At 61.0% G+C, this 22,580-nt stretch carries 18 protein-coding genes and 1 pseudogene; 7 read left to right on the top strand and 12 right to left on the bottom strand.

Features of this window, described 5'->3' with window-relative positions:
* Positions 1-36: 36 nt before the first annotated feature.
* The 11 genes and pseudogenes from glnT to ABD050_RS12330 all read right to left on the bottom strand — a co-directional run bounded on the left by glnT (position 37) and on the right by ABD050_RS12330 (position 11,708).
* On the bottom strand, positions 37-1,329 hold the full coding sequence (gene glnT / locus ABD050_RS12380; protein WP_343889667.1) for a type III glutamate--ammonia ligase: 1,293 nt from the start codon (positions 1,327-1,329) through the stop codon (positions 37-39).
* A gap of 116 nt (positions 1,330-1,445) precedes the next feature.
* Positions 1,446-2,777: an FMN-binding glutamate synthase family protein gene (locus ABD050_RS12375; protein WP_343889666.1), complete on the bottom strand. Its 1,332-nt coding sequence runs from the start codon at positions 2,775-2,777 to the stop codon at positions 1,446-1,448.
* A gap of 10 nt (positions 2,778-2,787) precedes the next feature.
* Positions 2,788-3,474, bottom strand: coding sequence for a GltB/FmdC/FwdC-like GXGXG domain-containing protein (locus ABD050_RS12370; protein ID WP_343889665.1), 687 nt, complete (start codon positions 3,472-3,474; stop codon positions 2,788-2,790).
* Positions 3,474-4,259, bottom strand: a complete 786-nt coding sequence (locus ABD050_RS12365; protein WP_343889664.1) for a class II glutamine amidotransferase domain-containing protein — start codon at positions 4,257-4,259, stop codon at positions 3,474-3,476. The genes ABD050_RS12370 and ABD050_RS12365 overlap by 1 nt, the downstream gene beginning before the upstream one ends.
* A 180-nt stretch (positions 4,260-4,439) precedes the next feature.
* The gene (locus ABD050_RS12360; RefSeq protein WP_343889774.1) at positions 4,440-5,006 is read right to left on the bottom strand and encodes a helix-turn-helix domain-containing protein; all 567 of its coding nucleotides are present in this window, start codon (positions 5,004-5,006) and stop codon (positions 4,440-4,442) included.
* 112 nt (positions 5,007-5,118) lie between these two features.
* Positions 5,119-5,861: pseudogene (locus tag ABD050_RS12355) on the bottom strand (bifunctional 5,10-methylenetetrahydrofolate dehydrogenase/5,10-methenyltetrahydrofolate cyclohydrolase).
* A gap of 4 nt (positions 5,862-5,865) precedes the next feature.
* Positions 5,866-6,723 carry a formyltetrahydrofolate deformylase gene (purU, locus tag ABD050_RS12350; protein ID WP_343889663.1) on the bottom strand — a complete coding sequence of 286 codons (858 nt, stop codon included), beginning with the start codon at positions 6,721-6,723 and terminating at the stop codon, positions 5,866-5,868.
* Positions 6,724-6,745: 22 nt separating this feature from the next.
* Complete coding sequence (locus tag ABD050_RS12345; RefSeq protein WP_343889662.1) at positions 6,746-7,249, bottom strand: sarcosine oxidase subunit gamma; 504 nt, start codon at positions 7,247-7,249, stop codon at positions 6,746-6,748.
* Positions 7,242-10,193 carry a sarcosine oxidase subunit alpha family protein gene (locus tag ABD050_RS12340; protein ID WP_343889661.1) on the bottom strand — a complete coding sequence of 984 codons (2,952 nt, stop codon included), beginning with the start codon at positions 10,191-10,193 and terminating at the stop codon, positions 7,242-7,244. Before ABD050_RS12340 ends, ABD050_RS12345 begins: the two co-directional genes overlap by 8 nt.
* Positions 10,190-10,441: a sarcosine oxidase subunit delta gene (locus ABD050_RS12335; RefSeq protein ID WP_343889660.1), complete on the bottom strand. Its 252-nt coding sequence runs from the start codon at positions 10,439-10,441 to the stop codon at positions 10,190-10,192. Before ABD050_RS12335 ends, ABD050_RS12340 begins: the two co-directional genes overlap by 4 nt.
* Before the next feature lie 13 nt (positions 10,442-10,454).
* Positions 10,455-11,708, bottom strand: a complete 1,254-nt coding sequence (locus ABD050_RS12330; RefSeq protein ID WP_343889659.1) for a sarcosine oxidase subunit beta family protein — start codon at positions 11,706-11,708, stop codon at positions 10,455-10,457.
* A gap of 80 nt (positions 11,709-11,788) precedes the next feature.
* On the opposite strand from ABD050_RS12330, the gene ABD050_RS12325 reads away from it, so the two are divergent.
* Positions 11,789-12,805 carry a GlxA family transcriptional regulator gene (locus tag ABD050_RS12325; protein ID WP_343889657.1) on the top strand — a complete coding sequence of 339 codons (1,017 nt, stop codon included), beginning with the start codon at positions 11,789-11,791 and terminating at the stop codon, positions 12,803-12,805.
* Between the two features lie 124 nt (positions 12,806-12,929).
* Here the strand turns inward: ABD050_RS12325 and ABD050_RS12320 are convergent, their stop codons facing one another.
* Complete coding sequence (locus ABD050_RS12320) at positions 12,930-13,712, bottom strand: TetR/AcrR family transcriptional regulator (RefSeq protein WP_343889655.1); 783 nt, start codon at positions 13,710-13,712, stop codon at positions 12,930-12,932.
* A gap of 619 nt (positions 13,713-14,331) precedes the next feature.
* Here ABD050_RS12320 and ABD050_RS12315 point away from each other — a divergent pair.
* From ABD050_RS12315 to ABD050_RS12290, 6 genes are all read left to right on the top strand, one after another.
* Complete coding sequence (locus ABD050_RS12315; protein WP_343889654.1) at positions 14,332-15,144, top strand: alpha/beta fold hydrolase; 813 nt, start codon at positions 14,332-14,334, stop codon at positions 15,142-15,144.
* A 265-nt stretch (positions 15,145-15,409) separates the two neighbouring features.
* Positions 15,410-17,560, top strand: a complete 2,151-nt coding sequence (locus ABD050_RS12310; protein WP_343889653.1) for a PQQ-dependent dehydrogenase, methanol/ethanol family — start codon at positions 15,410-15,412, stop codon at positions 17,558-17,560.
* Positions 17,561-17,655: 95 nt separating this feature from the next.
* Entirely contained in the window at positions 17,656-19,233 is a 1,578-nt protein-coding gene (locus ABD050_RS12305; protein WP_343889652.1) for a class I adenylate-forming enzyme family protein, read from the top strand.
* Positions 19,234-19,349: 116 nt separating this feature from the next.
* Positions 19,350-19,706, top strand: a complete 357-nt coding sequence (locus ABD050_RS12300) for a hypothetical protein (RefSeq protein WP_343889651.1) — start codon at positions 19,350-19,352, stop codon at positions 19,704-19,706.
* Between the two features lie 250 nt (positions 19,707-19,956).
* The gene (locus ABD050_RS12295) at positions 19,957-20,421 is read left to right on the top strand and encodes a MaoC family dehydratase (protein WP_343889650.1); all 465 of its coding nucleotides are present in this window, start codon (positions 19,957-19,959) and stop codon (positions 20,419-20,421) included.
* Between the two features lie 453 nt (positions 20,422-20,874).
* Positions 20,875-22,170 carry an MFS transporter gene (locus tag ABD050_RS12290; protein ID WP_343889649.1) on the top strand — a complete coding sequence of 432 codons (1,296 nt, stop codon included), beginning with the start codon at positions 20,875-20,877 and terminating at the stop codon, positions 22,168-22,170.
* The last annotated feature ends 410 nt before the right edge of the window (positions 22,171-22,580 follow it).

Raw genomic sequence — 22,580 nt, 5'->3', positions numbered from 1 at the left:
GTACGGTGAGAATGCTATCAACCCGCCAATAGAGCTTCAGCAGTCGAGCGTGGTATCGCGCTCCCACTGGGTCAAGTGACGGGCATAGTCGTTCCACTCGCCATGCTTGAGCCTGAGGTAAGCTGGCACAAGCATTCCGAAGGCGTCCTTGAGCACATCCGAGCCCTCGAGCGCGCGCAGCGCATCGAGCATGTTCAGCGGCAGCTTCTTGACGTCGCGAACGCTATGGCCTTCGGTATACATGTTGATGTCTAGGTGTGGACCGGGGTCGCGCTCGTTTTCGATGCCGTCGAGGCCCGCGGCAAGTGTTGCCGCCGCCATTAAATAGGGATTGGCTGCCCCGTCGGCGAGGCGCAGCTCGAACCGGTCGCCTTCGGGCACGCGTATCATATGCGTGCGGTTATTGCCCGTCCACGTGACGGAATTTGGCGCCCAGGTCGCGCCGGACAAGGTGCGTGGCGCGTTGATACGCTTGTAGCTGTTGACGGTCGGGTTGGTGATTGCCGCCAATGCATCCGCTGAATGAATGACGCCGCCGATAAACTTCAGGCCAAGCGGCGACAGGCCGCCATTCTCGCCGACAAAAACATTCTCGCCACCCTTCCAGATCGAGACATGCATGTGGCAACCATTGCCCGTCAGGTGAACAAACGGCTTGGGCATGAAGGTCGCGCGCAGGCCATGCTTCTCGGCAATGCTTTTGGCCATATATTTGAAGAAGGCGTGGCGATCCGCGGTGACCAGCGCATCGTCATATTCCCAGTTCATTTCGAACTGCCCATTCGCGTCCTCATGGTCGTTTTGATAGGGCTTCCAGCCGAGCGCGAGCATCGCGTCGCAGATTTCCGTGATTACGTCGTAATGGCGCATCAGCGCCTGCTGATCATAGCAGGGCTTCGCCTGGGTGTCCGCCGTGTCTGCGACGCCCGACCCATCGGGGGTGATGAGAAAGAATTCGCACTCCACGCCGGTTTTCATCTGCAGTCCCCGTTCGGCTGCGCGCGCGATTTGAGACTTGAGTGCATTGCGAGGGGAGGCTTCGACCGGAGCGCCGTTCATCCACAGATCGGCGGCAAGCCAGCCCACTTCGGGCTTCCACGGGAGTTGGATCAGGCTCTCCGGATCGGGTCGGGCGAACAGATCGGGGTCGGCTGGGCTCATGTCCAGCCAGGTCGCGAAGCCGGCGAAGCCCGCTCCGTTTTTCTGCATCCCGCCGATCGCGACCGCCGGCACTAGCTTGGCACGCTGATTGCCGAAAAGATCTGTGTAGGAAATGAGGAAATATTTGATGCCCTGCTTCTGGGCGACGTCCGCGAGATCGATGGTCATGCTCGATGTCCTTGCCTGATGGGGCGGCGGCTCTCTTAAGCCTGCGGCTCCTTGTGAACTCGTTCCGCCTGCGGAGCAGAGAGTCCGGCCGTTACGCGTGACTGCTGGCAGCCCTCCTAAAAGGGACCCTGACCGGGGATCCAGCTGGTGCCGGCCAGCGGCACACGCGCCATCGCAGCTGCTTCAATGGTGAGCGCGACGAGATCCTCGGGTTCGAGGTTGTGAACGTGGCTCTTGCCACAGGCGCGCGCGATTGTCTGGGCCTCCAGCGTGAGCACGGCCAGGTAATTGGCAAGACGCCGGCCCGCCGCGACAGGGTCAAGACGCGCGGCGAGCAGCGGGTCCTGCGTCGTGATGCCGGCCGGGTCTCTGCCCTCCTGCCAATCGTCATACGCCCCGGCGGTGGAGCCGAGCTTGCGATATTCCTCTTCGAGCGCCGGGTCGTTGTCGCCAAGTGCAACGAGCGCGGCCGTGCCGATCGCCACCGCATCGGCACCCAGTGCCAGTGCCTTGGCGACGTCCGCGCCGTTGCGGATGCCGCCCGAGACAATGAGCTGCACCTTGCGATGCATGCCCAGATCCTGCAGCGCCTGCACCGCCGGGCGGATCGCCGCGAGTATCGGTATGCCGACATGTTCGATGAAGACGTCCTGCGTTGCCGCCGTCCCGCCCTGCATGCCGTCGAGCACCACCACGTCCGCGCCGGATTTCACGGCCAGTGCGACATCGTAATAGGGGCGGGTGGCACCCACCTTGACGTAGATCGGCTTTTCCCAGTCGGTGATCTCACGCAATTCCTCGATCTTGATTTCAAGATCGTCCGGCCCTGTCCAGTCGGGGTGGCGGCAAGCCGAGCGCTGATCGATACCTTTCGGCAGGTTGCGCATCGCGGCGACGCGATCGGAGATCTTCTGGCCGAGCAGCATACCACCGCCGCCGGGTTTAGCCCCCTGGCCGACCACCACCTCGATGGCATCCGCCTTTCGCAGATCGTCGGGGTTCATACCGTAGCGCGAGGGCAAATATTGATAGACCAGTATCTTCGATTGCCCGCGCTCCTCCGGAGTCATTCCGCCGTCGCCAGTGGTGGTCGACGTGCCCGCCGCTCCCGCGCCACGTCCGAGCGCTTCCTTGGCCTGCGCCGAGAGCGAGCCGAAACTCATGCCCGCTATGGTGACAGGGATTTTCAGGTGGATCGGCTTCTTTGCGAAGCGGGTCCCGAGCCAGACGTCGGTGCCACATTTTTCGCGATATCCTTCCAGTGGGTAGCGCGAAATTGATGCGCCCAGGAACAGCAGATCGTCGAAATGGGGAAGCGAACGTTTGGTGCCGGCGCCACGGATGTCGTAAATGCCGGTTGCGGCCGCGCGACGGATCTCGGAGAGCGTATAGGGATCGAAAGTTGCCGACTGGCGCGGCAACGTTTGTGGAATGTTCGCCAAGTCCATCTCATTGTCCTCAGTAGGCCGCAGCGTTGTCGACGTGGAAATTGTAGAGCGTGCGCGCGGAGCCGTAGCGTTTGAATTCGTCCGTTGAGACATTGGCGAGGTCGGCGGCGTCCAGCAGCTTGCGCAGGTCTGCCTTGTGCTCCTCGCGCATCTCTTTCTCGATGCAATCGGCGCCCAGACTTTTCACTGTGCCGCGTACGAATAGCCGCGCCTCGTAAATGGAATCGCCCAGTGCATCACCGGCATCACCCAGGACGACGAGGTTGCCCGATTGACCCATGAATGCGCTCATTGGGCCGATCGAGCCCTTCACGACGATATCGACCCCCTTCATGGAGATGCCGCAGCGCGCCGATGCATCACCGTCGATTACCAGCAAGCCGCCCTGTGCGGTGGCGCCAGCCGACTGGCTGGCGTCACCTTTCACATGCACTTTGCCGGACATCATGTTCTCGGCCACGCCAACTCCGGCGTTGCCCTCGATTGTCACCGATGCGTGGGCATTCATCCCTGCGCAGTAATAGCCGGCATGGCCCGCGATCTCGATCGTGACGGGAAGATTGAGACCGACCGCGAGCGCGTGCGCGCCACCCGGGCTTTCGATGCGCCACAGCGTTTCGTTGGTGTCGGCGGGAAGCGCGTGGAGTTGCGCGTTCAGTTCGCGCTTGGTCGTGTTGGCGAGATCGACGACGGGCATCAGTGACGCTCCCAGGCATAGACGCGGGCGGGCTCGGGCTCGAAGACGCGTGCCGTTTCGATGCCTGGCAAACCGACCAGAGCCCTATATTCCGAACCGAAGGCGACATATTGATCCGTCTCGGCCATCACCGCAGGCTTGCAGGAGATCGGATCGCGTACCACCGCAAAACCGCTCTCAGTGCCGACGACGAAGGTGAAGAAGCCGTCGAGGTCGTCGAGGCTGGCTTCCAACGCTTGCGCCAAGGTCGCGCCCTCGCGCAGTTTCCAGCTCAGATAGCCAGCGGCGACTTCGCTGTCGTTGTCGGTGGCGAAGTGAATGCCTTGCGGCTCGAGCATGCGCCGAAGTGAGCGATGGTTGGACAGTGAACCGTTGTGGACGAGGCACTGGTCAGTGCCGGTTGAAAAAGGGTGGGCGCCGTCAGTTGTGACGGCACTCTCGGTCGCCATGCGGGTATGTCCGATGCCGTGCGTGCCGCGCATCCCGGCAAGACCGAAGCGGGCGACGACTTCCGCCGGCAGCCCGACTTCCTTGTAGAGTTCGATACGCTCGCCGGCGCCGGTCACGACGAGATCAGAACGTTCGGCGGCGAGCCAGCTGCGGACGCGCTCTTCCTCCTCTCCCGTGAAGGTGAGGACCAAGTGGCTGTCACGCACCACGCCCTCAACGTCGAGTTCGCGCGCTACACCGTCAAGCCTCTGACCCCGTAGCGTCAGCTTGAGATGGTCGGAGTCACCATGACCATAGATCGCGAAGCCGGCACTGTCCGGGCCGCGGTCGGTCATTACTTCAAGCATGCCGGCGAGCAACGCGCCGAGCTGCGGCTCCAGCGCTTTGTCCTTGAGAAACAGCCCAACAATTCCACACATTTCGGGAGAAACCTTCCGTGATCAGGTTTCCCCCTCTTACGGGCGGAGGTCGCGCGGGTCAATCCATAGGAACAAAACTTTCCTAAGAGGAAATCGTTAGCCCTCGCTGCGCGGATAGATGATCACCGACAAATAGCTGGTTTCCTCATCCGTCAGAGATTCGGGCCCGTGCGGAGCGCTACTGTCGAACAACAAGGCGTCGCCGGACGTCAGATGATAGACCTCGGTGCCATGCCGGTAGTGCACCTGGCCCTTCAGCATGTAGATGAACTCGACGCCTGAGTGGCGAAAGCTGGTATGAGCAGCCGCGTTTTCGCGCAGCGTGATGAGATACGGTTCCACCGCCACGTCGCCTCGCAGCACATGGCCGAGGAGCTGATAGACATGGCCAACCTTGGTACCGCGGCGGTCGATCGTAAGCCCCTGACCGGCTGGCACGTAAGAACAGTCCTGACGTTCCTCGAACGAGGCAAACAGCGACGAGAGCGGGACCTGCAAGACGCCTGAGATGGATTGCAGCGTAGACAGTGAGGGCGATATGCCGCCATTCTCGATCTTGGAGAGCATCCCGTTCGATATGCCCGCGGCACTTGCGAGATCGGCGACGGACAGATCGTGTTGCCGGCGAATCGTTCGGATCTGATTGCCAAGGGCCTTTTCCAGACTTCGCTCGGCCGCGGCCGGTGCCGCGGAGCCTGTCGCGAGATTATCGTCTTCGGCGGGATGGGGACGGGGAAAAATGATGAAATCCTCGGCTGGATAAATCTAACCATATCTAGGCGGCCCGCACCGCAAAGTCACTTACAAGTCCTCGGCGACGGCACGCTGCACGAACGGTGTTTGCAAGCAGGCACGCGATTGTCATCGGCCCGACCCCGCCGGGTACTGGTGTGATCGCACCAGCATGGCCCATCTCGTCGATAGCCGCATCGCCGATAATGCGCGTGATGCCTCTTTCGTCGAGAACGCGGTTGATTCCGACATCAATCACGATCGCGCCAGGCCTGATCCAGTCGCCGCGCACCAATCCAGGCGCTCCGGCCGCGACGACGAGGATGTCGGCGCTGCGCACGATCTCGGGCAAGGCGCGCGTCGCGATGTGGGTGACCGTGACTGTGCATTCCCGCTCGAGTAACAACATCGCCACTGGCTTGCCGACGATGTTGGACTTGCCGATTACCACGGCCTTCAATCCGCGATATTCGCTGACTACCGTATCGAGCAACATCATGCAGCCTAGACCACATGTTCGCGCTCGTCGCTGTTGAGCTTGTGGACGAGATCGCGCAGTTCCGCTTGTGTGGCGGAGGTAGGCAAGCGGAACTCGAAGGATGCGAGGCCGGCGGCGCGGGTCTGGCGGATCTTTGAGCGGACATAGATCATGCTCGCCGGATCCTCGCCGACCAACACGACCGCAAGCCCGGGGACGATGCCCTCGGCAGCGAGCCGCACGGCCTCCTGCGCGACCTGCGCGCTCGCTTCCGCCGCGATACGTGTGCCATCGATTAACGCCGCCATCGGATCAATCCCGAAATACGACGGTCTTGCGGCTGTTCGCAATTGCGCGGCCGTCGAGGTGGAAGGCGACAGCGCGGGCTAGCACACGGCGCTCGATGTCCCGGCCTTTCCGAACAAGATCCTCGGGAGTGTCGTGATGGCTGATCCGCTCGACATCCTGTTCGATGATCGGACCCTCATCGAGATCGGCGGTGACGTAGTGGGCCGTCGCCCCGATCAACTTCACTCCTCGCGCGTGCGCCTGATGATAGGGCTTGGCACCTTTGAAGCCGGGGAGGAAACTGTGATGGATGTTGATGCAACGACCTGAGAGGAAGCCTGCGAGATCATCCGACAGGATCTGCATGTAGCGGGCTAGCACGACCAGTTCGGCGCCGCTTTCCGAGACGATGCGCTTGATCTCGGCCTCCTGCGCCGCTCTGGTGTCCGTCGTTACCGGGAGGAAATGGAATGGGATCGCGCCAAAGTCGCTCCCGGCATAGGTGTCGCGCGGATGGTTTGAGACAATCCCGACTACATCCATGCTTAACTCACCAATACGATTGCGGTAGAGCAGATCGACAAGGCAATGATCGAATTTGGATGCCAGGATCAATACTCTGCGCGGTTCGTCGCGAGGGCGGAACGACCAATCCAGCGAAAGGTCTTGGGCGATCGTCCCGAAGCTTTCGCAAAAGGAGGCGGCGCTTTCGACGGAGGGAAGGCTGGCGACGATGCGCATGAAGAAGCGGCGCGTCTCAACATCGTCGTACTGGTGTGCCTCTTTGATGTCGCCGCCATAGTGAAACATCGCGGCAGTTACGCGCGCGACGATGCCGGGCTGATTGGGACAGGATAAAGTAAGCAGATAGGAAACGGTCATCGGAACCTCGGGAAGGAGGAGGTCAAAGCGCCGCGACGGTCTGATTAAGCCAGTGGCGAAAGCTTTGCGAATAGCTACGAAACATCGCGACATCGTAGGTTGGCTGCTCGTCGACCTGCCACATTATGATGCCGATATGCGCAATGACGGTGGTCGCCGCCGATCCCGTGCTGAACGCTGTGGGATGGAAGTCGATCGCCGCGCCGCGCTGTAAAACGGTACGTGCGGCGGGCCCGGAGAGCCGCTGCACGGCGTAGCCGCCCGATTGATCTGATACTGAAGCGAGACCCGCCAGCACCTGTTGTAATGTTTCGGCGAAATCGGGAGCGGCATCCTCCTCGGTAACGAGCCAGGTGCCCGGCCCGGTGCCGACAACCGTACGACCGCCGATGAAGGTCGCGAGCGGGCGGTCGGGCATCCTGGCGCCCAGCGCCGCGCAGATTTCGGCCGCAGCGATGCCTTTGCGGGCCATGACGCTTGCGATGCCCAGCCGGTTCCGTGGTTCGGCGCTGAAGGGGTCAGGCACGAACTCGTACTCCTTCAGGATCGACGAACACGGGATTGCAGACCTCCGCCTGGACATCGGCACCACGCACCGGGTCGTGAACGGTGATGCGCTCACCATGACGATTGGGGCCGTCGACGAGCAGCCCGAGCGCGATCGCGTGGCCGACCGTGGGAGACCAGCAGGCCGATGTTACATAGCCTTGGTCGTACGCGGTTGTCCGAGGCGCGTCTGGTGGCAGGAGGTGTGCGCCCGCGCGAATCTGCTTTGACTGGTCAACGGGAATGAGTCCGACAAGTGACGGCCGTTTGAGGTCGGCGAGGCCCGGTCGTGCAGCCATGACGCGGCCGATGAAGTCCTTCTTTTTCGACATCATACGGGCCATGCCCAAGTCGCCGGCGGTGGTCATGCCGTTCAGTTCGTTTCCGGCGAGGTGCCCCTTCTCAATGCGCATCACGCCAAGTGCCTCCGTCCCATAGGGCACGGCATCGAAGGTGCGGCCGATTTCGAACAAGTGACGGATCAGCGTATCACCATGTGTCGCCGGGACGCTCACTTCAAAGGCGAGTTCGCCCGAGAAGGAGAGGCGGAAGATGCGCGCGGGCGCGTCATTCCAGCGGAATTTCGCGGCCGCCATGAAGGGCAAAGCTTCGTTGGAAAGATCGATGCCCGGCAGCGCTTGCGCGAGCAAGGCGCGCGAATGCGGCCCGGCCACCGCGTAGGTCGACCATTGCTCGGTGACGGACGTGGCCTGAACATCGAGACCTGGCCAGAGCACGTGGCGCGCATAATCGATATGTTGCATCACCCGCGCTGCGTTGACGGTCGTGGTGGTAACGAAAAAGCTGTCCTCCGCGAGCCGGGTGGTGGTGCCGTCGTCCATAACAATGCCGTCGTCGCGCAGCATCACGCCGTATCGCGCCTTTCCGATCGATAGGGTCGAGAACGTGTTGATGTAGAGCCGGTCTAGCAGTGCAGCGGCATCGGGCCCATGGACGTCTATCTTGCCTAGTGTCGAGACGTCGCAGATGCCGACGCCGTTGCGCGTCATGGTGACCTCGCGATTGACCGTCTCCATCCAGTCCTTTTCGCCGGGACGAGCGAACCATTGCGCGCGTTTCCATTGGCCGGCATCAACGAAGGTAGCGCCTTGCGCGATCGCCCAATGGTGGCTGGCGGTGTGGCGTTCGGGGCGGAAGTGCGTTTCGCGGTGGGGCCCGGCGAGCAGGCCGATCGCGACCGGCTGATAGGGCGCACGCGACAGGATGGTACCGGCTTCCGCTATCGACTTGCCGGTGGCGGCTGCGAGCAGGGCATGGCCGTTGAGTTGGCTGGTCTTACCCTGGTCGGTCGCCATGCCGAGCGTGGTGTAGCGCTTGAAATGCTCGATGGAGACGAAGCCTTCTCGGGCCGACAGCGCGATGTCCTTGTCGGTCACATCATGCTGGAAATCAACGAATGCCTTGCCGCGCCCGAGTACGTGCCAGAGCGGGCGACCGCTGGCTGGCTCGTCGCTCGCGGCGAAGCGTGGCTTTAGCGCAGGCATGCCTAGCGCCTCGGCCGCCGCGGCGCCCTGCGTGACGCCATCGTTCAAGGCTTCGTGAAGCGCAAGTCGACCCGCCGCTGCCCCGGCCGCGACGAATCCCGGCGGGGTTTGATCGAGCAGGAAGCTCTGCGCTGCATCCGACCAGATCGGTCGGGCACCCATATTGCTGCCGAGGCCGATCGCCGGGTTCCAACCGCCCCCCATCGCGACCAAGTCGCAGGCGATGCGGCGCCTGCGCCCGTCGGCAAGATGAACCTCGACCTTGCGCACCGGTGCACCGATCGCGTCGCAAAGCCGCGCACCTAGCAGGATGTCCGCGCCTGCCTTGAGAAGAGCCTCCGCCGCAATAGGCGCAGTTTCACGCGGATCGATCACCGCGGCTACGGAAACGCCCGCGGCAAGGAGATCGAGTGCGGTCTGCCAGCCGCTGTCGCTCGCGGTAAAGACCACGGCGCGACGCCCGGGCAGCGCGGCGAAGCGGTTGACGTAGGTCGACACGGCAGAGGTGGTCATCACGCCGGGCCGGTCATTGCCGCCGAACACAAGCGGTCGTTCGATCGCACCCGTCGCCAGCACGGCTCGTTTCGCGACGATCTTCCACAGTCGTTGACGCGGCTGCGCGGGGTAAGTGTGTGCAAGATGGTCAGTCAGGCGCTCGACCGCTGCATATTCGCACCCGTCATAGACGCCGAACACGGTGGTGCGGCCCAGCACGTTGACGTTCGGAAGCGCCGTCAGTTCGGCCACCACAAGCTCTGCCCAAGCTGCGCCGGGCGTGTCGTCGATCTCCAAATGCTCTGCGAGCAGGCGACCGCCGGGCCGGACATCCTCGTCGGCTAGGATCACACGCAGCCCGGCACGTCCCGCCGTGAGCGCAGCGGCGAGCCCGGCGGGGCCGCCGCCGATCACCAGCAAGTCGCAAAAGCCGTGCTCGCGGTCGTAATGGTCCGGATCGGGCAGCATTGAGAGCCGGCCCAGGCCGGCGGCACGCCGGATGAGCGGCTCATACAGTTTCTCCCAGAAGGCGGCAGGCCACATGAAGGTTTTGTAGTAAAAGCCGGCGACGAAAATCGGCGCGAACAATTGGTTCACGGCCATCGCGTCGAAACGCAGGCTCGGCCATCGATTCTGGCTCGTCGCCTCCAGGCCGTCAAACAGCGGCGTGACGGTCGCACGGGTATTCGGTTCGGCACGGGCGCCGGTGCGAAGTGTGATCAGCGCATTGGGCTCTTCGCTACCAGCCGTCAAAATGCCGCGCGGCCGATGATATTTGAATGAGCGCCCGATCAAACGCACATCGTTGGCCACCAGCGCGGAGGCAAGGGTATCGCCTTCGAAGCCGGAATAAGACGTCCCGTCAAAGGTAAAAGAAAGTGACTTCGATCGGTCGATCAGGCCGCCGTTGGGAGAACGGCTCATCGGGCGGCCTCCGCTGCTAGCGTCGCGCCGTGGATCGCATGGGAGCGAGTGTCGCGCGTTACCACGATCCAGCTTCTGCAACCCTGCGCGTGATACCAATGTTCGCGGATCGGGCCCGCGGGATTATCCCGCAGATAAACATAGTCGAAAAAGCCTTCTTCGCCGTCAGGGCGCACGGGACCGGCATCGCCACGATATACGAACTCCTGGGAGTCACGGTCGCCACAATAGGGGCAGGGGATGCGCATGGTGCAACTTGCCTCAGTGAAGGTTGGGCTGGGCGCCAACGCCCTTTTCGTCGATCAGGTGGCCGGTCCGGAACCGGTCCAGCCGGTAGGCGGCGGCTGTGCCGTGTGTGCGATCGGTCGCGAGCAGATGTGCAAAGCACCAGCCCGAAGCCGGTGTCGCCTTGAATCCGCCATAGCACCAGCCGGCGTTGACGTAGAGCCCCGGAACGGATGTAGTATCGATGATCGGGGACCCGTCCATCGACATATCCACGATGCCGCCCCAACTGCGCAGCAGGCGCGCGCGTCCGATCATCGGCATGATCGCCATTCCGCCTTCGCACACGTCCTCGACGACGGGCATGTTTCCGCGCCGCGCGTAGCTGTTATAGCCATCGATATCACCGCCGAAGACAAGCCCGCCTTTGTCCGACTGGCTGACGTAGAAATGACCAGCGCCGAATGTAATGACGCCGGGGACGACCGGCTTCAGTCCCTCGCTCACGAACGCCTGGAGCACATGGCTTTCGATCGGCAGTCGCAACCCCGCAAGTGCCGCGACGCGCGAACTGTTGCCGGCCACCGCCATGCCCACCTTGCCCGCGCGGATCGGGCCGCGCGTCGTATCGACGCCGACGATCGCACCCGCGCCATCGCGCAGAAAGCCGGTCAGTTCGCAGTTCTGAATGATGTCGACGCCCAGATCGGACGCGGCGCGCGCGTAGCCCCAGACGACCGCATCGTGGCGCGCGGTGCCGCCGCGCCCCTGATAAAGCCCGCCCTGGATCGGAAACCGAGCATTGTCGAATGCAAGAAAGGGCGCGATTTTGCGTACGGCTTTCTGATCGAGCAGTTCGGCGTCGGCGCCATGCAGCCGCATCGCATTGCCGCGCCGGGCGAAAGCGTCACGCTGGCTGTCCGAATGGTAGAGGTTGAGCACGCCGCGCTGACTTACCATGGCGTTGTAGTTGAGTTCCTGCTCCAGCCCTTCCCAAAGCTTCATGGACCATTCGTAGAAAGGCTCGTTACCCGGCAGACCATAATTGGAACGGATGATGGTGGTGTTGCGCCCTGCATTGCCGCCGCCGATCCAGCTTTTCTCGATCAGCGCGACACGGCGGATGCCATGCACTTTCGCAAGATAGTAGGCTGTCGCCAGGCCGTGACCGCCCCCGCCGACGATGACGATGTCATACCCATCCGATGGCGCAGCATCACGCCATGTAGGCGTCCAGCCGCGATGCCCGCCGAGCGCCTTTGCAGCGAGAGAGAAGAGAGAGTAGCGCATGGTCCGACCGGCACCTGTGATAACTGAGGAGAAAACTATATTCTCCCCCATCGCAGCGCTTATCTGATACCGACATTCTTATGCATCACGACGACACAATGGTACAAGGTCGGGCAGTTCACATCGGTCTCTTGCTGATCGATGGTTTCGCCCTCATGTCGTACGCGTCTTTTGTGGAGCCCTTTCGTGCGGCCAATGTGCTATCAGGGGCCGCATTGTATCGATGGAGCAACGTCACGATCGCTGAACCTGAAGTGGCCGCGTCCAACGGTGCAAGGCTTCTCTCTGATGCTCGTGTAGGGGATGTCTTCAAAGGCGACTTGCTTCTGGTCTTTGCTGGTGGGCGACCGGCCCTCTTCTATGACGAAAAGTGCTTCGCGTGGCTCCGCCGTCTTGCTCGCCAGGGTATCAGAATTGGAGGCGTATCGGGCGGTCCCTTTGTGCTCGCCGCGGCTGGATTGCTCGAGAACAAGCGCGCTACGGTGCATTGGGAACACGCTGCGGAAATGGAAGCCCGGTTTCCGCGGGTGGAGCTTCAAAGCAGCCTTTTTACGATCGATGACGACCGGCTTACCTGCGCCGGAGGGATAGCGGCGCTCGATTTGGCACTCGCCCTCATCGACGCCGATCATGGGGCCGAACTGACTCGGCAAGTGCGGGAATGGTTTATCGGTGCCGGCGTGCGCCCGGCCGACAATGTGCAGCGAGCCACAGTGTCGGAACGCTATAAAACGACCAACCGTCGGCTTGTCGCGATGCTGACCGCCATGGAAACGGCCGTTGAAAGCCCGGTGCCGCGCAAGGCGTTGGCTGACGCGGCGGGTGTATCGCAGCGGCAGCTCGAACGCTTGTGCATCCGTGAAATGGGTCGGACGATGGATGAGACTTATATGGGGATACGCCTCGACCATGCGAAAAATCTGCTCACGTCGCGAAGCTGTTCGATTACCGAAGCGGCATTCGCATGCGGGTTCAGAAGCGCCTCTCACTTTTCGCGGCGGTTCAAAAGATCGTTTGGGATGTCGCCCTCGCGTGCGGGCACGCCGCTGGTGGGCTCGGAGGCATCCAAGCGTAAGCCGGCAGGCCTTAAATCCTAATGATTCTGGAAAATCTTCTGGGAGAGCCGCGGACCTACGGCATTTCGATCGATGCCAAGTTCTAATTCCGGCCTTAGCAGAGGCGGTCGCGGTTCGCGACACGACCGCCTTGCGCCGGATCGGTTCAGGGTCTCGTTGGCATCGACCATTTGGCTAGCAGTTTTGCTCCCTTGGGAAGCTTGGCCGGCAGCGGCGCGTCAGGATACATCACCCTTAGCCATACCAGGGTGGAGGCGTGTGCGACCAGTTCATCGTCGCCCCCAAGCTCCTCAAGAACCTTATACAGGGCCGGATCCGGATAAACGATAAGCCGCCTGACGATTTCATCCATCATCGCTCCGAGCAGAAGCGTGAATAGTAAAGCGGGTTTTCGGCCGGGACGGTGCCGGACGACTGCAGTTGCGACGCGCTCGTACCATGCGCCGTTGATCTGTTGAAAGAGTTTCGAGAATTCAGGCTCCTGGTCGCTGACCTGGAGGACGCAGCGCATCAAACCGGCGTTAGCTCGAGATATCAGTATCCATTTCACATTGGCCCGGAATACCGCGTCATACAGATGATCGCCGGAGTGCCAGGCGTCGGGCTCGAACGCTAACGACTGTTTGGAAAAGACATCGTCGAGCATGCTCGTCAAAACTTGGAGAGTGATTTCGAGCTTGTCGGTGAAATATGTGTAGAACAGGCCCTCAGCCACGCCTGCTTCTGTTGTGATGTCCGACACCCGCATAGCGTGATAGCCATGTTGCTCAAGCAAGCGCGCGCAGGCAATGCGTAAGCGCGCCCGTGTCCGGTCGCCTTTTTTCGTTGGTGGACGCTCAGCGAGATTTGCCTCCATGAAATTAACATAGGAGAGGCTCGGGGCGGACTGAGGTTCGCGAATTTCCGCTGCTTTCATCTTTTTGGTCATGAACCTGAGAATAGATTCAAGAACGGGCCTGGGCAACAGCCGGTGTCAGGCTGGCCGGCCCAACTGGAACGGGGGAAGCGTCCGCAAGTCCCTTCAGGAGTTGTCAGGCCGGGGATAGCCCCGGGGCGCCCGCTATCGGCCCAAACGACCTGTCGGAAGCGCCGGATGAATGCGCTGCACATCGTGCCACCACGGAATTTCGCATGGCGGGAATTCTGCAGACACGACCGTCGAGGCAAGGGGGGATGGCGTCAAAAATCCAGCCCTCGAGCTCGATAGGATGCGCGGGTTCCCGAGTAGGATCTTAGGAGATCAAGCTGAAGACCGACCTTGACACCATTTCAAACCCGAGCTCAACCTCAATTCCGTGGTGCGCGGTTGATATGCTTTGTATCGGCATCGGCGCGGCAATCGGTGGCACGCGATAATGAGGGTGGCAGAGACATGGAGGCGGGCGTGCGCGGCTTGGTTCTTCCCAGGATCCAACGCCATCGGGGCGATCGCCTGTCTAAGGCGTGCGCGATGCTTCCGTACGGCCGGCCATCGGTCCCCGAGCGGCCGCAAAACAGGAAAGGCGAGGGCTGGCGGGGCTTACCTGCCGCCCTTCGTAGATGAAGATATGAGCAATTCTTATCACGACACGAAGGCCGGCAGGCTGTCGGTTGAAACACACGGCAGCGGACCGCCAATTTTCTTTTGGCCAAGTTTGTTCCTGGACCGGAGCATTTTTACCTCGCAGATCGCGCATTTTTCCAGGTCGTATCATGTCGTAGCGGTCGACGGTCCCGGCCACGGAGAGAGCGGCAAGTCCGTCTCCAACCTGACGATCGAGGATTGCGCCGACGCGGTCGAAGAAATTCTGACGAACCTGGGTATTCGCAGGGCATCATTCATCGGTGCCTCGTGGGGCGGCCTCGTTGGGATCGCCGTCGCCACGAAATACCCGGAGCTTGTCGATCGTCTCGCGATTATCGGATCGCCGCTCGCAGCCCCTGACCGGTGGGAACGATTGCAGGGCGGCATTCTCCTTATCCTCTACAGCCTGTTCGGTGGCAGGGAGCGGATGATGCGGACTTTGCTTTCGCAGGGGATTGGAAGCGAATTTCGTCGGGCGCGATCAAATGACTTCGACGCTCTTGTCCGACGATTGGCACGGGTCCCGCATCGCCGCCGCTTGCCGGCGATGCGGGCGGTCATGCTGGAGCGCCAGGACATGCTATCTTGTCTCGCGCAGCTTCAGATACCGGTGATGCTGATCCGCGGGAAAGATGATGCCTTTCTCTCTGTGGAGCAGTTCGCCCGCCAGGCGGCCGCTCTGCCGGCCGCCGCGGTTCGCGTGATCCCCGGCAGCGGCCATCTTCCAAGCCTCGAGAAAGGCGAAGAGACGACAGCGGTGCTTGTCGATCTGTTGCGCGGAAGCCAGGACTCCTAGCATCGGAACAGGGCGTTCGGGCGGTCGGGAACGCACAAATGGTAAGGCATTGAGGTGCCTTACGCGGAGATGCAGCTGGGCAGCGAACGCGCCGCTCCCGTTAAAGTGCGCGTTTCGATTGACGCTCGCATAAAAATGAGGATAACCTCAAAAAATAACATCGCACGCCTCGGGATTATGTCCCGATGCGTAACGCGCAGTTCGGAATCATGGGGCGCTGAGTGTCGAGTCTTCGGCAGGCGCGCCCGAATTGGGGATGAGGGAAATGCAGCTCGGCTCGCGTGCAGGCATGGTTCGCACCGTGAAGTTTGTCTCCCTGGCACTGCTTTGCGCCGGCGGCGCCTCAAGCTGCTCAACCCGCAAGGTCGATCAGTTGAGCGCCGGCGCGTCCGACTGGCTTGGCTATGGGCGGGATGAGGGCGAGCAGCGGTTCAGTCCGCTGACGCAAATCGACGCGAGCAATGTGGGGCGGTTGGGCTTGGCATGGTCGTTGGATTTGCCGGGCGAAAACGCGCTTCCGTCTACACCGCTGGCAGTTGACGGGGTGCTCTATTTCTCGGGCAGCTTTGGAACGGTGTATGCGGTTGATGCCGTGGCGGGCAGGGAGCTGTGGAAATATGATCCGCACGCCAATGAAGTCTCGCCGCGAGGCGCGCGCAAGATTTACGGCAACAACCGCGGCGTCGCGTACTGGGACGGCAAAGTCTATGTGGCGACGAAAGACGGCCGAATGATCGCGTTAGACGCAAAAAGCGGCAAGCCGGTCTGGACTAGCCAGTTTCTTATCGAGGGTGACCGTTCAACGAGCAGTGGGGCGCCTCGCGTGTTCGATGGCAAGGTCATTATCGGCAACAGCGGCGCTGAGCTTGGCGCGCGCGGTTATGTGACGACGCTGGATGCTAAGACGGGCAAGTTTTTGTGGCGGTTCTTCACAGTGCCGGGCAATCCGGCGGTAGATACCGACGAAACGACGAGGCTTGCGGCGAAAACCTGGTCTGGCGAGTGGTGGAAATACGGTGGCGGGGGAACACCGTGGAATGCGATGACGTATGATGCCCAATTTCACCAGGTTTTGATCGGGACCGGCAATGGCGGCCCGTGGAATCCCCGGTTCCGGTGTGAAACCAAAAGCGGAAAAATCACCGACAACCTATTTGTAGCTTCGGTCGTGGCACTTGATGCAAACACCGGTAAGTATAAATGGCATTATCAGTATAATCCATGCGAAGCATCAGACTGGAAGGCGACGATGGATATCATCCTTGCTGACCTGACGATCGATGGAAAACCACGCAAGGTGATGATGCAGGCGCCGTCGAATGGCTTTTTCTACGTAATTGACCGGACAAATGGGAAACTTATCTCGGCCGAGAAGATCGGCAAAGTAAACTGGGCCGATCGCATCGATCTCCAGACCGGTCGTCCTGTTGAACGACCCGGCATTCGTTATGAAAAATCGCCCTCTATTCTCTATCCGAGTATCCTCGGCGCACATAATTGGCAGGCGATGTCCTACAACCCGAAGACCGGTCTCGTTTACATCCCCTATATGCAGCTTGGTGTGAAAATGAGTCCTTCGGCTGCCGCCGAGGCGGATGTCAAAGCCGATCCCTCCAAGCTCATCATCCGGCTTGGCGCCTTGCCCGAGCCTTTTGCCGATCCCAAGGATCCGCTCGACAATACGGGGTCGCTACTGGCCTGGAACCCCATAACGCAAAAGTTGCAATGGCGGGTAAACTACCCATCACTGTGGAACGCGGGCACAATGACATCGGCTGGCAATTTGGTTTTCCAGGGGACCAACACCGGCAAGTTCTTCGCCTACGATGCTTCGACTGGCAAGCGACTCTGGTCGTTCGACGCGAAGCTCGGGATTCTTGCGCCACCGATCACCTATAGCGCGAAGGGTCGTCAATATGTCTCGCTGCTGGTTGGCTACGGTGCCGGGGCGGGCGAAGGCGGCGTGGCCGGATTGAAGCAAGGCTGGAAATATGGTCTCCAACCGCGCCGGTTGCTGACGTTCGCGCTGGACGGAAAGGCGAAGCTGCCCGAAACGCCGCCGGCAGACTTCACGATCAACCCGCTTGACGATCCTAAGATCACGCTCGATCCGAAAGCCGTCCAACTTGGCATGGCGGTTTTCCACCGCGGCTGCAATGCCTGCCACGGAGCAACGGCAGTCGCGACCGGCGGTGCCCCGGATCTCAGAGAGTCCGGCATCGCGTTCGACCGCAAGGCATTCGGGCAATTGCTGCATGATGGCACGCTGCTGTCAAACGGCATGCCTCGCTTCGACGATCTCAGTTCCCAGGAAGTGGATCAGATCTACCAATATATCCGGTCGGAAGCCCGGGCATACAAAGCAGGCAGGGCTCCGGATCAACTCGCCGGCGAGGCGATGAACAAGCGACCCTGAATGCTCATCCGGGCGGACGACCGCCACGCCGCCGACAGGGCGCGCGCGGGGGCCGGCATCCAACAACCTTAGTCGAACTCGGGAGCAGCTTTTATATGACCTTGCCGCCACTCTTGCCCAGGATCAGCGACTATCCCGCTTGGCACGCCGAACGGCGGCCCGATGCGGTCGCGCTGACGCTGGGTGCCACAGGCTGGACCTATCGTGAAGTGGCTGTGGCGGTGGATGCCCTGGCAAAAGCCATGCTGGCTGCCGGCGTGAAAAAAGGCGATCGCGTCGCTACGCTGCAGACCCCCAGACCCGAGTATTTCATCGCGTTTCTTGCTGCGGCCTCGGTGGGCGCAATCTGGCTCGGTTTGAACCCGCGCTACCGGAGGGCGGAGCTTGAGCATGTCGTCGCGGACGCCGAGCCCAGCCTGCTCATCACTCGGCTCGAGATCGAGGACAGATACTATGCCGAAGACATTAGCGCGCTGCGAACGGCATGCCCCTCGCTTTCGCGGGTGATAGCTTTCGCGGGGGAGCCTGCCGTGGGTGGCGACATCGAGCGGATGGAAGACTTTCTGGTTTCGGGAGCTGACGTATCGGATGCGGACTTGCGGGCCGCCCGCGCCGAATGCGGAGGGCGGGATCCGTGCGTCATTGTCTACACATCAGGATCGACCGGAGCGCCAAAGGGCGCGCTGCTTTGCCATGACGCCATCTCGGCATCGGGTATCGAAATCAATCGGGCCTGGCCTGTCGACCCGTACAGCGCGCTGAACTTTTTCCCGATCAATCATGTCGGCTGTCTGGTTGATGTCAGTACGCCCTGTCTGGTCGCTGGCGGCAACATGGTTTTCATGGAGCATTTCGATCCGCGAGAAAGCCTGAAGCTGATCGAGCGGGAGAAAATCACCTTGTGGGGTTCGGTGCCGAGCACCTTCCACATGCAATTGTCGCTCGATGATTTCGCATCGTTCGACCTGGCTTCGGTTCAGCTGATCGTCTGGGCGGGCGCGGCCATGCCGACGGAATTGATCGAGAAATTGCGGGACATCTGCCCGCGCCTTGCCACGAACTATGGTCTAACCGAAACCACCACCGCGGTTACCCTGGTAGAGCCGACGTCCGATCTGGATATTCTCGCAAAGACCGTAGGCTTCCCGTTTGCGCAGATCGAGGTTCGTATCGCCGGGGAAGGGGACCGGGTCCTCGGCGTCAACGAACCAGGCGAAATCCAGACCCGGTCGCTGTTCAACCTTCTTGGCTACTGGCGCCGTCCCGACGCCACCGCCGAGGCATTCACCGACGACGGATTTCTTCGCACCGGCGACGTGGCCGAACAACGGCCCGACGGCCGGTTCCGTATCGTTGGACGACTGCGCGAAATGTACAAGTCGGGCGGCTACAACGTCTATCCAAGGGAAGTCGAGGAAACGATCGAGCGCCACCCCAGCGTCTCTCTGGCCGCGGTCGTGGCGGCGCCGGATCCCCTGTGGCAGGAGGTTGGCATTGCCTATGTTGTGACAGACGGGTCCTCCTCGTCGGAAGAGCTGCTTAGCTACTGTCGCGACCAGCTCGCCAATTTCAAGATCCCGAAACGGATTTACATCGAGAAAACTCTACCGCTGCTTCCAATCGGGAAAGTCGACAAGGTAGAACTCAGGCGCCGGGCCGCTGAACTCGTATGAATGATGCAATCGCGGACGGTTGAGAAGCATGGCTTAGCTAAATAGACGATAGTTTTAGAGTTATAATGTCGTTCCTGGCTGCGGAAAGGGGACTGAAATCATGAAAGGACATAGGTATGACTTCCGTCGTCGACGTTATGGATGATGAAGGGTTTCAGCCTTCGCAGGCAAAGGATCAGGAAGGCGGCGGGACGGCCTGGCGCAAAGACTTGAACGTCGATGCGGAGCGTGGCGTGGGCGTGATGATCTGGAAGGCCGATGCCGGCTATTTCGTGTCCGCCCGGCCTCCCTATGCCGAAACATTCGTCGTTCTCTCGGGAACCGCCGATTGCTCGATCGGCGATGCGCCGTTCGCGCCTATAGAGACTGGCTCGATCGTCCATATGCCACTCGGCGCGGGGATGAGGCTCAGGATCAAGACGCCGTATCGAATGGTCGCAACCGCGATCGCTGGAGCGGTCGCCGACAAGTAAATTACTGACTGAACAGGCGGCTCTATCGGTCAGGAGCAAGTCAAGTGGTTGTCGTCTCGCTTTGGAACGGTGGCGCGGATGCACGAGGTGTTTATTTCTGAATGCCCGGTCGAGGACGTCAGCGATCATCGCGGGACGGCGACCCTTTTGGCCCCTCCGATCGCGCGCTCAAAGGAAGAGAATCACTGACTGAAGGTGGGCTCACGCCGCTTCTGCCGTCCTTTTTAAAGTTAAATTGGGGAGTATCGACATGACTGATCTAACACAGACAACAACCGCCCAAGAATCCGCTCTCGTGTCGGATTGGCTGGTCGTCGACCAAGACATGATCAGCCGGTTCGGGGAACTCACCCTTGATCCGGACCCGATGCATATGGATCCCGAGTGGGCGAAGGCGAATGGCCCCTATGGTGGTACGATCGCTTATGGGTTTTTGACGATCTCTCTTCTCTCGCACCTTGTGCATCTCGTTCGGCCTGACACCGGTGGTGCCAGGACCGGCTATTTTCTCAATTACGGCTTCGACCGCTTGCGTCTCGTATCGCCGGTTCGTGCGGGTGCACGCATACGCGGGCGATTTCTGCCGAATGGCCCCAAGCCGGACGAAAAGGGACGCATCCTTAATCGGTACGACTGTTCGATCGAGATCGAAGGCGAGGATCGGCCAGCATTGGTCGCGGAATGGCTATCGCTTTGGGTCCCAAACATCGTGTGAGCTGGCGAGGGCGCGCCCGCCGCTGCGCCGAAACTCTAAGATCGCTCTCAGTGGCTCCAAAGGTGAGCCATAGCATCGCGTTCAACGCGCCCTTGAAAACGGGAACAATGTATCTCGGCACGGCCACTCGTTCGATGACGTTGAACACGTGCGCGACGGGATGGCCCGTATACAGCCACTCGGCTGCGGCGATCTTCATTCGGCGAGCTTACGCCCGCTCCTTTACCCGGGGAGCGGGCGCCAGCAGGTCTTCCTGACGCATATCTTCAATGGTGGCATTGGCGCGAAACGCGGCTCCACACCTGTCTAATAGATCAAATTTACCGCGCAGAACGGACAAAGCGACAGCCTGCCGCGCCGAGAAAACGCCATGTCCGAGCCCGAGGCTCAAAAAAGAACGTTTGCTCCTTAATGAAATTTGTGGATCATATGGTAACTTTTCGGAGGTGGAGCATGGCTGTCGATAACGAGCGGACGCCAATGAAAGCGTGGCTCCTGCTAAGCATATTGTTCCTTGGCTACGCCTGTTCCGCTGCCGATCGGGAGATCATCAGTCTGCTGGTCGAGCCGATCAAAAGGGACCTTTCATTTTCCGACACTCAGATCGGCCTGCTCCAGGGGGTCGCCTTCCTGGCGTTTTACTCGATCGCTGGCATCCCCGCAGGGATGCTGGTTGACCGGCGCCCGCGCATGAAGTTGCTTGCCGTGGCGCTGTCTTTGTGGAGCTTTATGACTGCCTTCTGCGGGATGGCGCGGACTTTTACGCTTCTCTTTATTGCCCGGGCGGGTGTTGGCGTAGGCGAGACATTTTTGTCGCCCGCTGCGTTATCCTTGATCAGCGATGTCTTTCCCAAGCGGCGGCACGGCTTTGCGATCGGCATTTATGTCGGGGGATCGCTGGTCGGGTCGTCGATCGCGGTCGGCTTTGGCGGACTGCTATATGGCTGGCTCGCCCCGAGAGGTGCTGTAAATCTGCCGCTGCTCGGCCATTTAGAGCCATGGCAGATGACGTTCATCCTCGTAGGCCTTCCCGGCTTCCTGATCGCCGCGGCCTTCCTGCTCACGGCGGAACCGCCGCGTCTTGGAGCCCCCTCGCAGCCAGGCAGCGGTGGCGTCCGCGAATTCTATCGTGAACATTGGCGGTTTATCTCGTTTCACCACGCGGCCAATGGTTTCACCAATCTGCTGGCTGGAGGAGTCACCGCCTGGGGAGCATCCTATCTGATCCGGACCTTCGGATCGGACGTCGAGTCGGTCGGACCCCTGTTAGGGTTCGCCTTCCTCATCGGCGGCATCGCCGGGATGATCGGGGGCGGAGTCCTGAGCGATAAGCTGCTGCGGTATGGAGGGAGCGCGCGATTGTGGATGTGCGGCGGCTGCGCGGCGCTTGGAGCGCTTGCGGCGCTGTTCTTGCCGAGCGTGGACAGCGTCTATGCAGGAGCCTTTCTGATCGGACTGATCGTCATGTTCGGATCGGTGCCGTACAGCGTGGCCAACGCGGCACTTCAGGAGATCGTGCCGAGTGGGATTCGCGGCACCGTCTCGGCCATCTATTATTTTACGATCAGCGTGCTTGGCAGCATCGGCCCGTCTGCGATTGCGTTTGTCACTGATAAAGTCTTCGCCGATCCTGCCCGTCTGAGTGAGTCGTTGTCGATCGTTGTGACAACCGCGTTTCTTGTATCGATGATTCTCTATCTGCTCGCGATCCGGCCCTACCGCCTGGTGGGACAGCGGGGTGTGGTGTGATGACGTGGATCGTCCTTCGGCCAGGCACGTACACTTTCATAACGACGGGCATCGAACGCACGGTGCTCGCGGGCTGTGGCGGCCGGGTGCGCGCAATAGATATTTGAGACTGGCATGCAGCGTTCGCGACCGTGATCTGCTCACTTGCTTGGAAGACTTACTGCTCAGAAATGACGCGCGGTCAGGATGTTGGAAGCCTCGGTGATCCGCTTCGTGTAGCGCGACGATCTGGATGAGAGTCTAGCGACGATCAGGATGAGAGTCCGACGATCGCGACGATGGCTTTGTAACGGTGCTGATTGTCGCTGTCGCGGGTTAATCGGCGGCTTGATTGTCGCTGGAAGCGGCCTCCTCGATGGTTTTGATTGTCGCGTAGGTTGGCGGGCGGCCCGCGCGTGATTGTCGCTGGA

Origin of the sequence: Sphingomonas oligophenolica (assembly GCF_039522915.1) — a bacterium.
Classification (GTDB): Bacteria; Pseudomonadota; Alphaproteobacteria; order Sphingomonadales; family Sphingomonadaceae; genus Sphingomonas; species Sphingomonas oligophenolica.
The sequence above is the reverse complement of the archived record's forward strand: the minus strand, read 5'-3'. Positions and strand labels throughout refer to the sequence as shown.